The organism is Mesorhizobium sp. M0140 (assembly GCF_040322475.1).
In the GTDB taxonomy this organism is placed as follows: domain Bacteria; phylum Pseudomonadota; class Alphaproteobacteria; order Rhizobiales; family Rhizobiaceae; genus Mesorhizobium.
Window position 1 is genome coordinate 116055 of the sequence record NZ_JAMYTM010000010.1, and the last position, 13259, is coordinate 129313.

Sequence of the window (13259 nt, forward strand, 5' to 3'; positions counted from 1 at the left end):
ATGGACGTGCAATCCGTACAGCCCGCCTTGGTCGGAAAGATTGTTGAGCTCACGCCACTTCAGCAGGCACATTCGTCGGGGCTTCTGAGCGCGGCAGCGGATGGTGCGTTGTGGAACCTGAGGGCCACCGTGGTCCCCGGGCCAGACACGATCGATGGATATATTGCCAATGCCCTGGCTGGACGACGGGCCGGCACTGTCATGCCTTATGCAATCGTCATGCGCAGCACGGGAGTGATCTGCGGAAGTACGCGGTTTTGGAAGATCGATCGCACGAATAGAAAGCTGGAGATCGGGCATAGCTGGCTCAGCAGTTCGGTTCAGCGGTCCGGGGTCAATACCGAGGCGAAGTATCTTCTCCTGGCCCATGCATTCGAGTTCATGGGATGTGTCCGTGTGCAATTCACCACAGACGAACTGAACGACGCGTCAAGGGCAGCCATCCTGCGAATTGGCGCCAAGCAGGAAGGGATCGTTCGCAACGAGCGGATCATGCCGGACGGTCGGAAGCGCAATTCCGTCCGGTTCAGCATCATCGATTCCGAGTGGCCCGAGGTAAAGACGATGCTGCAGCACAAAATGCAGCGATAGTGGCGCAAGCTCTTCAACCCCGGACCGACTACGCAAAACGCCACCGGATCAGGCGAAAGCCCTGCCCTCCTCGGTCCGCTGGAAAAGCATCAGGTCCAACCCCAGGCTTGGCCGTCCCAGGATGGTCAGGATCGTATGCGCCTGGCCGCGATGATGGGTCTGGTGGTTGAAGACGTGGTCCAGCGCCGGCGCCAGCCTTTGCGAGACGGTGCGCATATCCGAGACGGTCATGTAGGTGAAGCGGCCCGTCAACGCCTTGTCATTGAGGCCGCCGACCCAATCGATGATCCTCCTGTCCTCGGCTTCACGCGCCGCCCGCAGGCCGGTCAACCCCCGATGCAGGATGGCATCCAGTGTCGTCGGCGCGTCGCCCTCGCCGGTGAAGCGCTTCATCCAGATGCGGTCGGCAGTCAAAAGGTGGTTGAGCGTGCCCATCATCGAGCCGAAGAAGGCACCGACATCGCGGTTGAATTCCTCATCATCGAGCTCGGCGGCGGCCTCATAGATGCGGCCATTGGCCCATTGATTATAGGCCGCAAACATCATGAAATGCTGTCTCATGGCTTCCCCTCGGCTCGCGTCGATGCGGGGCCTACCTAACGCTTGAAGGGCCTGCCGCCAATGACCATTCTGCTCTATGATCTCGTCGGACGCGACAGCACACGTCCGTTCAGCCCGCATTGCTGGAAGGTGGCGATGGCGGTCGCCCACAAGGGGCTCGACATATCGACCGTGCCGACGCGCTTTCTCGAGGTGCCCGCTGTCGAGGGCGGCGTTTCGAAAACCGTCCCGGTGATCCGCGACGGCGAGACGGTCCTCGCGGATTCCTTCGCCATCGCCCTCTATCTCGATGAAGCCTATCCGGACCGGCCGACGCTGTTTGGCGGTGAAGGCGGCAAGGCGATGGCTCGTTTCGTCGAGCGCTGGTCGCAACTGACCATCCATCCCTACGTGACCACCGCCGCGATCATCGACCTCCACACCATGCAGGACGAGGAGAACGCCGCTTATTTCCGCCGGAGCCGCGAGCAACGCTTTGGCAAGACGCTGGAGGACGTCGTCACCGCGCGCGACGCCGGGCTGGCGACATTCCGCGCCGCGCTGGAGCCGCTGCGTTCAATGCTCGGCTATCAGCCATTCATCGGCGGCGCGTCGCCGCTGTTTAGCGACTATATCGTCTTCGGCGCCTTGCAATGGGCGCGCATAGCCTCTCCCTACCAACTGCTCGACGATGGCGACGTGGTGGCGCAGTGGTTCGTTCGCTGCCTCGACCTGCATGGCGGGCTGGGACGAAAGGTCGCCGCCGCGGCTTGACGCCGTAAAGCAGTAACTTACTTGGCCGCCTTCTTTGGCTTGCCGGCCTTCGTGGCAGCCTTTGCCTCCTTGGGGGCGGCCTTTGCCTTGCCTGCGCCAGCTGCCTTCCTGGTTGGCTTTTTGGCTGCCGACTTGCCTGCGGCGTCCTCCTGGTCGACATCGGTGGCCGCCTGATGCCAATGGCGCTCATGATGGCCAGCCGGCTGGCCCTCCTGCACCCAAATCTGGTGTGCGCGGTTGCGAATGCGTTCCTGACGATCGTCTGTCATGGTCATGGTGTCTCCATACGGCCCGACCTCAGCGCGGCGCCGACACGCGACTATAGCAAGCAAAGCGTTGCTGTGCAGCCGTCTGAACGGGGCCGGCTTGCCGCAGAAACGCGCAGCCGTCCGGCCCTTCGCTCTCGCTCCCTGCCCTTCGGGCGTTCAAACCCTTTGAAAGGTCCACTGGACCTTTCAATCCGCCCGAAGGCGGACCGGGCTTTCACCGTTCGTCACTCGGAAAGCCAAGCAGTTGGCTTTCCGTCCGCCGCGCGGACCGTTCCTCACCCCTTGGCAATGGGCCGGGCGGCTTGTATAGAGCCCGCCACTCTCAATTCCATTCTCAGACAAGGACGACCCATGGCGCTCGAACGCACATTTTCCATGATCAAGCCGGACGCAACCCGGCGCAATCTCACCGGCACCATCACCAGGATGCTGGAAGAGGCAGGCCTGCGCGTCATCGCCTCGCGCCGGGTCTGGATGAGCCGCCGCGAAGCGGAAGGCTTCTATGCCGTCCACAAGGACCGCCCTTTCTTCGGCGAATTGGTGGAATTCATGTCGTCGGCACCGACGGTCGTCCAGGTGCTGGAAGGCGAGAACGCCATTGCCAGGAACCGCGAAGTGATGGGCGCCACGAACCCGGCTAACGCCGCCGAAGGCACCATCCGCAAGGTTCATGCGCTGTCGATCGGCGAAAACTCCGTGCACGGCTCCGACGCACCGGAGACCGCGGCAGAAGAGATCAAGTACTGGTTCTCGGACACCGAGATCGTCGGCTGAGCCGATAGTCCAGACCTTGGATCCCGTAAAAAGAAGGCCGGCGTTTCGCCGGCCTTCTTCGTTGGGGGGTCAGCTCGCCGCGCTAAAGCGCAGGATCTCGCGGCCGTCCTTGTCCGATATGATGAGCTTGCCGGCATCGACACGGTATGACGCCGCCTTGGCCAGCGCATCGAACAGCGCCTTTTCCTCGGCCATCACCTCGGGCGCACAGGCCTTGTAGGTAGAACCGATGTCTCTGATCACGATCGTTTGGCCATCGAGTTTGGCAGTGGCGAAATAGGTGTTGCAGGGGCCGCTGCCGCCCGCCTTGCCGGCCTCGCTGACCCTGAATGTCGCTTGCGGGGCAGCAATGGCGCCGATGCCGTCGACATAGTCGACCAGCCAGAGCTGATCGAAGACCGAAACCATGGGCTCGGCGCTCGGGGTGACCATCTTCAGCATGATGGTCTGCGGCACGTCGGCCAGCGGATCGACCTGATGGCGCATATCGGAGATGAACAGCAGCTTGTCATCGACGGTGATGCGGGCTTGCAACGCGTAGGTCATCTGCGACCGGATGACGGAAGGGTCGAATTTGATCTCGAAGCTGATCGGCACCTGGCCGGCCGGCTGCACTTTCTGCTCGCCGATGATGGTGGCAGGCGCATCGGCCAGCGACACATCGGCAAGTTGTACGGACAGCACGGCACTGGGCGGCAAGGCAATGCGCTCGCGATAGATGACCTCGCCCCTCACGGCCTGTTCGGCGGCAACAGACTGGTCCGGAACGGCCAATATGCCGACGACCAGAGGCACGAAACCGAAGATGAAGAACTCCGCGATCCTGTCCAGCATGACCATCTCCCTCACCCCTGGCTGCCAATGCCCCGGGCTGCCAATGCCCCAGGCTGACCAATCCTGCCAATTGGCCAAAGGATTGCGGTCAATGCATGGCTGCGGCGGATCTTATTCGGACTGAGACCAGCGTTGCGCGGCCGTTGCATCGGCCTCCTTGGCCTCGACCCAGCCACCCTCCGAGCCGTCAGCCCGATGCTCCTTCTTCCAGAAGGGCGCGCGCGATTTCAAATAGTCCATCAGAAAATTCGCCGCCTCGAACGCCGCATGGCGATGCGCCGAGGCTGCCACGACCAGCACGATGTTCTCGCCGGGCGCGATCTTCCCGTGGCGGTGGATGGCGGTGAGCCCCTGCAATGGCCAACGCTCGACCGCTTCAGCAGCGATGCGGGCGATTTCCGCTTCGGCCATGCCGGGATAGTGTTCGAGCTCGAGCGCTGAGAGCGCGCCCTGCTCGTCGCGGCAAAGGCCTGAGAAGGTCACCACGGCGCCGATATCGGCGCGGCCTTGCGTCAGTCTGGCGATCTCGGCGGCGACGTCAAAATCCTGGCGCTGAATGCGCACGACAGGTAAGACCCCGCCGCTCATGTCAGCCCCCGGTCATCGGCGGGAACAGCGCGATTTCGCGGGCGCCCGCGATCTTCTCGCGGTGCTCGACATGTTCCTGGTTGATGGCGACGCGGATCACGTCGGGATATCGCAGCGCGTGCTCGTAGCCCTCGCCGCGCGATTTCAGCCAGCGCAGGAGATCGGCGACCGTCTCGATGCCGGCAGGCAGGTCGACATCCTCCTCAGGCAGGCCGATGCGTTCGCGCACCCAGGCAAAATAAATGAGCCGGGTCGTCATCTCACTCGTCCATGATGTGCTTGAGGCCGGCGCGGAAATAGTCGTAGCCCGTATAGAGCGTAACCAGCGCCGCGATCCACAGCAGCACCAGCCCGGTCTGGGTGGTCAGCGGAAAAATCTTGTCGCCGGCCGGTCCGGCCAAGAGGAACGCTATGGCGACCATCTGGATGGCGGTCTTCCATTTTGCCAGCTGCGTCACCGGCACCGAAACTTTCAGCGCCGCCAAATATTCGCGCAGACCCGAGACGAGGATTTCGCGGCACAGGATGATGATCGCGGCCCACAACGACCAGCCGGCAATGCCCGCATGGCGATCGGTGTCGGCGGCCAGCAGCAGCAGGCAGGTGGCGACCAGCAGCTTGTCGGCGATCGGGTCGAGCATCTTGCCGATGTTGGAGGTCTGCTGCCAGGCGCGCGCCAAATAGCCATCCAGATAATCGGTGATCGAGGCGAGCAGGAAGATGATCAGCGCCGACCAGCGGGCAAAGTCGCTCGACTTCAGATGTCCTTCGAGAAAAAAGCATAGCACCACCAGCGGCACCGCGACGATGCGGGCGTAGGTGAGCATATTGGGCAGGTTGAACGCGCGCTTGGCCATATCTGGGAAACTCTTTCTGCCTGCCTACTCAAATCAGAAGCGAATGTAGGGGGTCAACAGGCGAGAATCGATTGACCAGACGAAAATAGCATCCTTGCTGTCAGCTCTCATGGAAATGATTGTAGACCAGTTTCGCCACCTGCTCGGAAATACCGTCGACTTTCCTCAAATCCTCGATGGCGGCGCGGCTGACCGCCTTGGCGGTGCCGAAGGCCAACAACAAGGCGCGTTTGCGGCCTGGACCGATACCGCTGATCTCGTCGAGCGGGCTCTTGACCATCTCCTTCTTGCGGCGCGCCCGATGCGAACCGATCGCGAAACGATGGACCTCATCGCGCAGCCGCTGGACGAAATAGAGCACGGGATCGCGAACCGGCAGCGAAAACGAGTCCCTGCCTTTGACGAAGAACCGTTCGCGGCCGGCGTCGCGGTCCTGGCCCTTGGCGATGCCGATGGCAACCACGCGGTCCTCGATGCCGAGATCCGAAAGGATCTTGCGCACCGCGGTCATCTGGCCCTGGCCACCGTCAATCAGGATGACATCGGGCCAGGCCGGGAAGCTGCCGGAGATATCGTCCTCCATATCGTCTGCCGAACCATCAACTGCATCGCCAGCCGGGACATCGCCATGCTCCTTGAGCAACCGCGAAAACCGTCGCTCCATCACCTCGCGCATCATGCCGAAATCGTCACCAGGCGTGATCTCGGTCGAGCGGATGTTGAATTTCCGGTACTGATTCTTCACAAAACCTTCCGGCCCGGCGACGACCATGGCGCCAACGGCATTGGTGCCCATGATGTGCGAATTGTCGTAGACCTCGATGCGCACCGGCGGCTTCGGCAGGCCGAATGTCTCGGCGAAACCCGCAAGCAGGCGTCCCTGGGTGGAGGTTTCAGCCAGCCGGCGTCCGAGCGCCTCGCGGGCATTCTGCAGGGCGTTGTCGGTCAGGTCCTTCTTCTCGCCACGCTGCGGCACGGAGATCGCGACCTTGCGGCCGGCGCGGGTGGAGAGCGCCTCGGCCAATAGTTCCTGATCCTCGACGCCATGCGACAGAAGAATGTTCCGCGGCGTCGGCTTGTCGTCATAGAACTGCGCCAGGAACGAACCCAACACCTCGGCTGCTTCCAACGCCGGATCGGCCTTGGGGAAATAGGCGCGGTTGCCCCAGTTCTGGCCGGTGCGGAAGAAGAACACCTGGATGCAGACCTGGCCGCCTTCCTGATGGATGGCGAAGACATCGGCTTCGTCGACGGTAGCCGGATTGATGCCCTGGTGGCTCTGCACATGCGACAGGGCCGCAAGTCGATCGCGATAGATCGCGGCGCGCTCGAAATCGAGAGCTTCCGACGCCTGCTGCATGGCGGCCGAGATTTCCGTCTTCACCTTTTGGCTGCGGCCGGACAAGAAGTCCTTCGCCTCATTGACCAGTTCGGCATAGTCCTGGTGCGAAACCTCTCCGGTGCAGGGGCCGGCGCAGCGCTTGATCTGATAAAGCAGGCATGGCCGCGTGCGGTTCTCGTAGAACGAGTTGGTGCAACTCCTGAGCAGGAAGGCGCGCTGCAGGGAGTTGATGGTGCGGCCAACGGCACCGGCCGAGGCGAAGGGCCCGAAATAATCGCCTTTGCGCGAGCGCGCGCCGCGATGCTTGTAGATGCCGGGCGAGACATGGTCGCCGGTCAAGAGGATATAGGGAAACGACTTGTCGTCGCGCATCAGGACGTTGAAGCGCGGCCGCAAGCGCTTGATAAGGTTGGCTTCGAGCAGCAGCGCTTCGATCTCGGTGCGGGTGACGACGAACTCCATCGTCGACGTTTCGCGCACCATGCGGCCGATGCGGGTGGTGTGGAAGCGGCCTTGCGCGTAGTTGGTGACGCGCTTCTTCAGGCTGCGCGCCTTGCCGACATAGAGCACATCGCCGGCAGCGTTCATCATGCGGTAGACGCCGGGCGCGTTGGGCAGCCGCTTGACCAGCGTCTGGATCACCTCGGCGCCGATCATGCCTTCCGCGTCGCCGGCATGCGGCGTCCAGTCGATGGCGGTGAAGGCGACATCGGGACCGACGGTTTCAACGATCTCCTCGACTGCCTCGTCCTCGACGTCGATATCGGGGGGCAGATCGTCGGCGCCGCCGCGCGGCTTGCTTTTGTGGTCTACGGGACTCATTCCGTCATGCCTGTCACATCGGGCGTCTGCCACGCAAGATGCTGGCCGCCATCAAGCGCGATCATCTGGCCGGTGACCGAGCGCGCTTCCCAGAGATAGCGGATCGTGGCGCCGAATTCCGGCAAATCCGGGCCGCGCTTCAGGACCAAGCCATCGACTTGGGCTGCAAAATCGCTGTCATCCTGACGCGCGTTCTTCAGGGTCGGCCCCGGGCCGATGGCATTGACGCGGATGCTGGGGCCGAGCGCTTGCGCCATCATCTGCGTGGCCGTCCACAGCGTCGACTTGGACAGCGCATAGGAGAAGTAGCGCGGCGTCGGACGCCAGACGCGCTGGTCGATCATGTTGACGATCAGGCCCTCCTGCCCTGCCGGCAACGCCCGGGCGAAATTCTGCGCCAGGAGCGCGGGCGCTTTCACATGGACGGCAAAGTGCCGGTCCCAGGCCCGCCAGTCGAAATCCAGAACCGAATCGTCCTCGAACAGCGACGCATTGTTGACCAGCAACGGGATCGGTCCGAGCGCTGCTTGCGCCTGGCCGACGAGATCGTCGACGGCGTCCATATCGGTCAGGTCGGCGGCGACCACGGCGGCGCGGCCACCTCCGGCGATGATTTTGGCAGCCAACGCATCGGCCTCGATGCGCGAGCGGTTGCAATGGATGGCGACGGCAAAACCGTGCGCGGCGAGATCCTCGACGATCGCCCTGCCGATCCGCCTGGCCCCGCCCGTCACCAGCGCCGTGACAGTGGCTTTGCTCATATGGTGTCAATCCTCAATTTCGGCCCGAAAAAGCGGTGCCGGCGAAATATGGCCCGGCATGCGTTAAATGGTGTTCGCACCTTGGGCAGCATTGTGGCGAAACGGCCGTTTGGACATCCCGGCCCGCCCTGGACTCGGGCGCGCCCGACCGCAATATAGGGTGCTGGAGTCCTTGCACCAAGCGGTGTGCAGCGCAGCACGGGATGGTTCCTGCCATTTCGCTGTTGCGAAGATGCAACGTCAAGGTTCTGCCTCATTCGTGCCGGGGAATGACCCAAGTTCAGGTTCGCTTCAGCCGCATTTTGACACGACATTTGGAACCGACGAACGCCAGATCCGTTTCACCCCCCGGACGGGTAGATGGCGATCGTGAGAAACAAGCCTGTGTCCTGTGGCTTAAGGAGTAAAGAACAATGCAAGCCAATCTCAAATTCGCACGGCCGCTGGCCGTTGCGCTCGGCCTCTTCGCCCTCAGCGGAACCGCCTATGCTGCTGACGTGGTTTCGGAAGAGCCGCCGGCACCTGCGCCGATCGCTGAACTTCCGGTCGCTTCGTGGGCCGGCCCCTACGCCGGTCTCAACGTCGGCTATGGCTTCAGCGGCCGGACCAAGGAAAAGGATTTCGACGTTGAAACCGATACCAAGGGTTTCGTCGGCAGTGTCTTCGGCGGCTATCAGTGGCAGCAGGAGAACTTCGTCTACGGCGCTGAAGCCGAACTCGGCTACAACGGCGTCAAGGGCGACGACAACGGCATCGACTCCAAGGCCGGCTTTGAAGGTTCGCTGCGTGCCCGTCTCGGCTACGCGGTCAGCCCAGAAATCCTGCTCTATGGCACCGGCGGTCTCGCCGGCAGAAGCCTGAAGGTGGAAGACACCGTCCTTGGGGCCAGCGATCGCGCAACGATGCTCGGCTGGACCGCCGGTGTTGGCACCGACATCAAGTTGACCGACAATGTCTTCGGCCGCGTCGAGTACCGCTACACCGACTTCGGCAGCAAGAGCTTCGACGGCATCGGCAAGGTCAAGGCCACCGACAACCGCGTCACCTTCGGCGTCGGTATGAAGTTCTAAGTCGTTCAAGCCACGACACGAAAAAGCCGGGCCTCGCGCCCGGCTTTTTTTGTGTCTGAGTGATTTTCCCGGGTGATCGGGAAATCAATCCCGGGGCAATCGGCTATCAACCGGGAATGCAGGGCTTCAGCTCTGGAAACTTCTCGTCGAAGCGCGCAGCCCACCGTGTCAGCCGGGCGCGGCCCTTTTCCCATTTTCCGGCAAAGCGCAGCGAGAGATAGCCAAGGCAGGCGCGCAGCGCCATCTGGCCGGCGGTGATCTTCTTCGGCAGCTTCGGCGGGTTGGCGTTGAGCAGGTCGAGTGCCGCCGTGATCTTCGCCCACTGGCGATCGAGCCAAGGCTGATAGACCATCTCCTCGGGCCGCGTGCGCCGTTCATAGACCATCGACAGCGCGCAGTCGCAAATGCCGTCGGCCAATGCCTCCAGCACTTCCGCCTCGAGCCGCTTGTCGGGATTGCGTGGAAAAAGCGCGTTCTTCGACAAACGGTTGAGATGCTGGGTGATGGCGCGACTGTCATGGATGGAGCGACCGTCGTCGAGCACCAGAACCGGGATCTTGCCGAGCGGGTTGGCGTCGACCAGTTCGGCCGGTTTGTCCTCGGTTTTGACCGCCACCGTTTCGATGTCGATGCCGGCATAGGCTGCGGCCATGCGCACTTTGGAACTGTAGGGAGAGGTGGACGCATAGAGCAGTCTGGGCATGATCGGTTTCCTGTTTTGCAGGCCGGCAGTGTTGACCGATCAGGCGCGATCGAGCAATGGCCAGAAGCGGAAAACCCAGCCGCCAGCGAGCGGCGCATCGGCCAGGGCCGTTTAGCGAGCGCTCCGTGAAGACGGCGCTTCATCACCATGGTCGCCGAGTTGCCGGAATCGCAGGGATCGCTCAGCCGACAGGCAAGACCGAAGAGCCTCGCGCCGATATTTCATCACCCGCATGAATGACACAAAAAAAGCCCCACCGGACTTCGCCCTATGGCGAAGTCCTGGGAGCTGCGAAAAGATATCCTCCGTCCGCCTCTGTTCTCGCCTTCCGACTGCCTAAACAGCGAGCGGGGCGCCTGTCAGGCACCCGCCCTTGACTGTTTTGGCACCGCCCCGGCGAGGGAAGACGCGACTACTTCTTGCCGGCCTTCGCGGGCGCTGCCTTCGGCTTGGCCGCAGGTGCCGCTTTCTTCACCGGTGCTGAAGATTTCGCTGCCGCTGCCTTCTTTGCCGGTGCAGCCTTCGCAGCCGGCTTCTTGGCAGGTGCAGCCTTGGCAGGTGCAGCCTTGGCAGCCGGTTTCTTTGCAGGCGCTGCCTTCTTCGCTGCGGGTTTCGCGGCGGCCTTCGCTGCAGGCTTCTTGGCTGGTGCCGCCTTCGCCGCCGGCTTTGCCGCTGCCTTGGCGGGTGCTGCCTTCTTCACTGCCGGTTTCGCAGCAGCTTTCGCTGCCGGCTTCTTGGCCGGTGCTGCTTTTGCCTTGGCCGCCGCGGCCTTCGGCTTGGCAGCGGGTGCTGCTTTCTTCACTGCAGCTGCGACCTTTGCCGTCGCTGCTTTTGCGGGTGCTTTCTTTGCCGGTGCCTTGGACGCCGGCGCTTTGGATGACTGCTTAGCCATGCGATGCCCCTTCCTTTGTGCCGACGGCCGTAATGACCCGGCGCGCTCATGCATATCTGACTCGCGGCTTGCTAGCCAGCGAAGCAATAGACTGATTTTCGCAGCTTAAATTTCGGTTACGATCGGCACATGGTCGTGCTGATCGTCGCAGAAATTCACTGCTGATCTTCGACCAATGGCTAGAATGTGTCGCCGACATTCTCCGCACTCCGCGGGACCGCTCCTCTCGTGAAGCTCCCAAGATCAGTGAACAGCTTTGCGTGTCGATCGTCGGCCGCCGATATCATGACCGCCGCCTCATCGGTGCGATCATCTCGTGCAGGCGGACGATCTATACTGCAACGCGACAGCCGGTCGATGCATCGTCTTGTCAAGCACGATCGCAGACCGGCTTGCTCGTGAATTGACAGATAACTCTACGTAACAGAGTATTCTGCACAGCATGGGGAGTACTTCGATGTCGATCGCACAGAGGCAAACGGCGCTGCCGCCGTTCCAGATTGCCAAGACGGTCCGCCACGGCGGCAGCATGGTTGTCCGTGGCCTCCGGCTTGGCTGCGCCGGAGCCAATCGATGAGTGCCGACGAAATCATCCACCAGAGCACTCGGCTCAGGATCATGGCCGCGCTGAGCATGCTGGAAAGACGTCAAACGCTGGACTTCACCGGGCTGAAGGCCATCGTGGACGTCACCGACGGCAATCTCGGCGCGCACCTCGATACGCTGGCCAGGGCCGGTTATGTCGACATCGAAAAGCTGTTCGTCGGCCGCCGGCCGCAGACGCGCGTCAGGGCGACGATGAGTGGACGGCGCGCGTTCCGCGGCCACGCCGCATTCCTGCGCAAGATCCTCGACCAGGCCGAGGCGGCGCCGCGCAGGAAATAGCGTGGTGACCGGGCAATCCTGCGCGATCCGCAGTTCCGTCACGGCTGATAGCCGAGGCAGATGGCGCCGAGCGCGACGATGGCGCAGGCGCCGACCCGCCGCGGCGTCAGCACCTCGCCGAGGAACAGGCGTCCGATGAAGGCCGCGAAGACGACGCTGGTTTCGCGGATCGCGGTGATCGGACCTGCTGGTCCGAGCGCGAAGGCCGCGACCACGACACCGTAGGCCAGAAGTGCAAACAGGCCCCCGCCCAGCGCCTTCCAGGTTTCCGGCGCCCGCAGGTCGACTATGAGCCGGCCACGGCAGGCGACGAAGGCCGCCGGCAGCAACGCGCCGTAGATCAGCAGGACCCATGCAGTGTAGGCGCCGGCGTTTCCCGCCGCCCGAACGCCGAGCGCATCGACCGTCGCATAGGCGGCGATGATCGCTCCCGTTGCCAATGCATAGAATATCGATGTCGTGGCGGCCCTGCCCCGTCCGAGTGAAAGGCCCATGATGCCGCCAGCGACCAGCGCGACGCCGACGGTCTGCGGCAGAGTGAGCTGCTGGTTGGCCAGGAAGAACCCGCCGAGCGTGACAAGCAGCGGCACGCTGCCGCGAACGATCGGATAGACCTGCCCCAGTTCGCCATATCTGTAGGCGGCCACGAGAAACAAGCTGTAGCCAACCTGCAGGCAGGCCGAGAGCACGATATAGGACCAGGCCGGCGCGGCCGGAAGGTCGTGGAAGAAGGCGAAGGGGATGGCGAGCGCCGTGCTTGAAAAGCTCATGACGGTGACGGTCCACAGCCTGTCGGCCCCCGTGCGCAGGAACGCGTTCCAGCTTGCGTGCAGGATCGCCGCAAACAATGCGAGCCCGATGACCAGCGGGCTCATTGCGGCCTGCGCGAAGCAGCGACGATGCCCATGGCCGCCTTGCGGGCGTCGCGAATGGCGGCGTCGGCCTGCCCCATCTGCGCCAGCAAGGTCGCACCTTCGATCAGCATAAGCAGCGTCGCCGCCACGCTCTCGGCGCGGCCGCGCGGCATCATATCTTCGAGGATAGACCGCATGCGCCGCTTGAGGCCGTTCTTCTGCCTGACAACGGCCTTGAAAACCGGATGCCCGGGATCGCCGAACTCGGCCAGCGCATGTGCGAACAGACAGCCATGGAAATCCGGGCTGCGGAACCAGCGCCCATGCCAGTCGAAGATTCTTCCGATTTTCTGCTCCGGCGGAACGTCCTCTTGGGTGAGCCGGGCGAGTTGGCGGTCGAAACGCATAGCGCGATAGTCGAGCACCTCGACGATCAGTTCATCCTTGCTGGGAAAGTGGCGATACATCGTCATCTTGGCCACATCCGCTTCGGCGATAATCCGGTCGATACCCGTGGCATGGAAGCCGGCGCGCTTGAACAGCACGTAGGCCGTTTCAACGACGTGCTGGCGCTTGCCGGAAGCGGACGATGGCGTCATGGAGGCTACCTAGTAGTGAGACAGGTCTGTCTCATACCTATGCGACGGATCGCACCTGCTGTCAACGCGGCACGAAAAACGCCTGCAGCCATCAAGCCACAGGC

At 62.8% G+C, this 13259-nt stretch carries 17 protein-coding genes; 5 read left to right on the plus strand and 12 right to left on the minus strand.

The features are described from left to right. The gene (locus NKJ37_RS12880; protein WP_206535255.1) at nucleotides 1–591 is read left to right on the plus strand and encodes a GNAT family N-acetyltransferase; all 591 of its coding nucleotides are present in this window, start codon (nucleotides 1–3) and stop codon (nucleotides 589–591) included. A 48-nt stretch (nucleotides 592–639) separates the two neighbouring features. Here NKJ37_RS12880 and NKJ37_RS12885 read toward each other — a convergent pair whose 3' ends face one another. Further along, entirely contained in the window at nucleotides 640–1152 is a 513-nt protein-coding gene (locus tag NKJ37_RS12885; protein WP_023812622.1) for a DinB family protein, read from the minus strand. 60 nt (nucleotides 1153–1212) lie between these two features. Between NKJ37_RS12885 and NKJ37_RS12890 the strand changes: the two genes are divergently transcribed. Then, nucleotides 1213–1905: a glutathione S-transferase family protein gene (locus NKJ37_RS12890; protein ID WP_128305352.1), complete on the plus strand. Its 693-nt coding sequence runs from the start codon at nucleotides 1213–1215 to the stop codon at nucleotides 1903–1905. 17 nt (nucleotides 1906–1922) lie between these two features. On the opposite strand, the gene NKJ37_RS12895 is transcribed toward NKJ37_RS12890, so the two are convergent. Beyond that, nucleotides 1923–2180, minus strand: coding sequence for a DUF2934 domain-containing protein (locus NKJ37_RS12895; RefSeq protein ID WP_023812624.1), 258 nt, complete (start codon nucleotides 2178–2180; stop codon nucleotides 1923–1925). A 345-nt stretch (nucleotides 2181–2525) separates the two neighbouring features. On the opposite strand from NKJ37_RS12895, the gene ndk reads away from it, so the two are divergent. After that, nucleotides 2526–2948: a nucleoside-diphosphate kinase gene (gene ndk / locus NKJ37_RS12900; protein WP_352773943.1), complete on the plus strand. Its 423-nt coding sequence runs from the start codon at nucleotides 2526–2528 to the stop codon at nucleotides 2946–2948. Nucleotides 2949–3017: 69 nt separating this feature from the next. On the opposite strand, the gene NKJ37_RS12905 is transcribed toward ndk, so the two are convergent. From NKJ37_RS12905 to NKJ37_RS12930, 6 genes are all read right to left on the minus strand, one after another. Further along, nucleotides 3018–3782: a YbaY family lipoprotein gene (locus NKJ37_RS12905; RefSeq protein ID WP_023812625.1), complete on the minus strand. Its 765-nt coding sequence runs from the start codon at nucleotides 3780–3782 to the stop codon at nucleotides 3018–3020. 111 nt (nucleotides 3783–3893) lie between these two features. Next, nucleotides 3894–4370, minus strand: a complete 477-nt coding sequence (locus NKJ37_RS12910; RefSeq protein WP_023812626.1) for a molybdenum cofactor biosynthesis protein MoaE — start codon at nucleotides 4368–4370, stop codon at nucleotides 3894–3896. A gap of 1 nt (nucleotide 4371) precedes the next feature. Next, nucleotides 4372–4629: a molybdopterin converting factor subunit 1 gene (gene moaD / locus NKJ37_RS12915; RefSeq protein WP_023812627.1), complete on the minus strand. Its 258-nt coding sequence runs from the start codon at nucleotides 4627–4629 to the stop codon at nucleotides 4372–4374. 1 nt (nucleotide 4630) lies between these two features. Further along, complete coding sequence (pgsA, locus tag NKJ37_RS12920; RefSeq protein WP_023673449.1) at nucleotides 4631–5227, minus strand: CDP-diacylglycerol--glycerol-3-phosphate 3-phosphatidyltransferase; 597 nt, start codon at nucleotides 5225–5227, stop codon at nucleotides 4631–4633. A 100-nt stretch (nucleotides 5228–5327) separates the two neighbouring features. Beyond that, complete coding sequence (gene uvrC, locus NKJ37_RS12925; RefSeq protein WP_023812628.1) at nucleotides 5328–7391, minus strand: excinuclease ABC subunit UvrC; 2064 nt, start codon at nucleotides 7389–7391, stop codon at nucleotides 5328–5330. After that, nucleotides 7388–8152, minus strand: coding sequence for an SDR family oxidoreductase (locus NKJ37_RS12930; RefSeq protein WP_352442191.1), 765 nt, complete (start codon nucleotides 8150–8152; stop codon nucleotides 7388–7390). Before NKJ37_RS12930 ends, uvrC begins: the two co-directional genes overlap by 4 nt. Before the next feature lie 413 nt (nucleotides 8153–8565). Between NKJ37_RS12930 and NKJ37_RS12935 the strand changes: the two genes are divergently transcribed. Continuing rightward, nucleotides 8566–9222, plus strand: coding sequence for an outer membrane protein (locus NKJ37_RS12935; protein ID WP_023812630.1), 657 nt, complete (start codon nucleotides 8566–8568; stop codon nucleotides 9220–9222). A gap of 106 nt (nucleotides 9223–9328) precedes the next feature. Here the strand turns inward: NKJ37_RS12935 and NKJ37_RS12940 are convergent, their stop codons facing one another. Together NKJ37_RS12940 and NKJ37_RS12945 are read right to left on the minus strand one after the other, a co-directional pair. Beyond that, a complete protein-coding gene (locus NKJ37_RS12940; protein WP_031213750.1) occupies nucleotides 9329–9925 on the minus strand; it encodes a glutathione S-transferase family protein in 597 nt (198 codons plus the stop codon). 412 nt (nucleotides 9926–10337) lie between these two features. After that, nucleotides 10338–10817, minus strand: a complete 480-nt coding sequence (locus NKJ37_RS12945; protein WP_081734982.1) for a histone — start codon at nucleotides 10815–10817, stop codon at nucleotides 10338–10340. Nucleotides 10818–11390: 573 nt separating this feature from the next. Between NKJ37_RS12945 and NKJ37_RS12950 the strand changes: the two genes are divergently transcribed. Next, a complete protein-coding gene (locus tag NKJ37_RS12950; RefSeq protein ID WP_023813791.1) occupies nucleotides 11391–11702 on the plus strand; it encodes a transcriptional regulator in 312 nt (103 codons plus the stop codon). Nucleotides 11703–11740: 38 nt separating this feature from the next. On the opposite strand, the gene NKJ37_RS12955 is transcribed toward NKJ37_RS12950, so the two are convergent. After that, complete coding sequence (locus NKJ37_RS12955) at nucleotides 11741–12577, minus strand: EamA family transporter (RefSeq protein WP_023813790.1); 837 nt, start codon at nucleotides 12575–12577, stop codon at nucleotides 11741–11743. Continuing rightward, nucleotides 12574–13155: a TetR/AcrR family transcriptional regulator gene (locus NKJ37_RS12960; RefSeq protein WP_352442190.1), complete on the minus strand. Its 582-nt coding sequence runs from the start codon at nucleotides 13153–13155 to the stop codon at nucleotides 12574–12576. The genes NKJ37_RS12955 and NKJ37_RS12960 overlap by 4 nt, the downstream gene beginning before the upstream one ends. Nucleotides 13156–13259: the final 104 nt, after the last annotated feature.

Coding starts and splice junctions, on each gene's coding strand:
- NKJ37_RS12895 (WP_023812624.1), bottom strand. CDS start 2,180: ATGACCATGACAGACGATCGTCAGGAACGCATTCGCAACCGCGCACAC.
- NKJ37_RS12930 (WP_352442191.1), bottom strand. CDS start 8,152: ATGAGCAAAGCCACTGTCACGGCGCTGGTGACGGGCGGGGCCAGGCGG.
- NKJ37_RS12905 (WP_023812625.1), bottom strand. CDS start 3,782: ATGCTGGACAGGATCGCGGAGTTCTTCATCTTCGGTTTCGTGCCTCTG.
- NKJ37_RS12935 (WP_023812630.1), top strand. CDS start 8,566: ATGCAAGCCAATCTCAAATTCGCACGGCCGCTGGCCGTTGCGCTCGGC.
- NKJ37_RS12945 (WP_081734982.1), bottom strand. CDS start 10,817: ATGGCTAAGCAGTCATCCAAAGCGCCGGCGTCCAAGGCACCGGCAAAG.
- NKJ37_RS12890 (WP_128305352.1), top strand. CDS start 1,213: ATGACCATTCTGCTCTATGATCTCGTCGGACGCGACAGCACACGTCCG.
- NKJ37_RS12940 (WP_031213750.1), bottom strand. CDS start 9,925: ATGCCCAGACTGCTCTATGCGTCCACCTCTCCCTACAGTTCCAAAGTG.
- NKJ37_RS12950 (WP_023813791.1), top strand. CDS start 11,391: ATGAGTGCCGACGAAATCATCCACCAGAGCACTCGGCTCAGGATCATG.
- moaD (WP_023812627.1), bottom strand. CDS start 4,629: ATGACGACCCGGCTCATTTATTTTGCCTGGGTGCGCGAACGCATCGGC.
- NKJ37_RS12885 (WP_023812622.1), bottom strand. CDS start 1,152: ATGAGACAGCATTTCATGATGTTTGCGGCCTATAATCAATGGGCCAAT.
- ndk (WP_352773943.1), top strand. CDS start 2,526: ATGGCGCTCGAACGCACATTTTCCATGATCAAGCCGGACGCAACCCGG.
- uvrC (WP_023812628.1), bottom strand. CDS start 7,391: ATGAGTCCCGTAGACCACAAAAGCAAGCCGCGCGGCGGCGCCGACGAT.
- NKJ37_RS12910 (WP_023812626.1), bottom strand. CDS start 4,370: ATGAGCGGCGGGGTCTTACCTGTCGTGCGCATTCAGCGCCAGGATTTT.
- NKJ37_RS12880 (WP_206535255.1), top strand. CDS start 1: ATGGACGTGCAATCCGTACAGCCCGCCTTGGTCGGAAAGATTGTTGAG.
- NKJ37_RS12955 (WP_023813790.1), bottom strand. CDS start 12,577: ATGAGCCCGCTGGTCATCGGGCTCGCATTGTTTGCGGCGATCCTGCAC.
- pgsA (WP_023673449.1), bottom strand. CDS start 5,227: ATGGCCAAGCGCGCGTTCAACCTGCCCAATATGCTCACCTACGCCCGC.
- NKJ37_RS12960 (WP_352442190.1), bottom strand. CDS start 13,155: ATGACGCCATCGTCCGCTTCCGGCAAGCGCCAGCACGTCGTTGAAACG.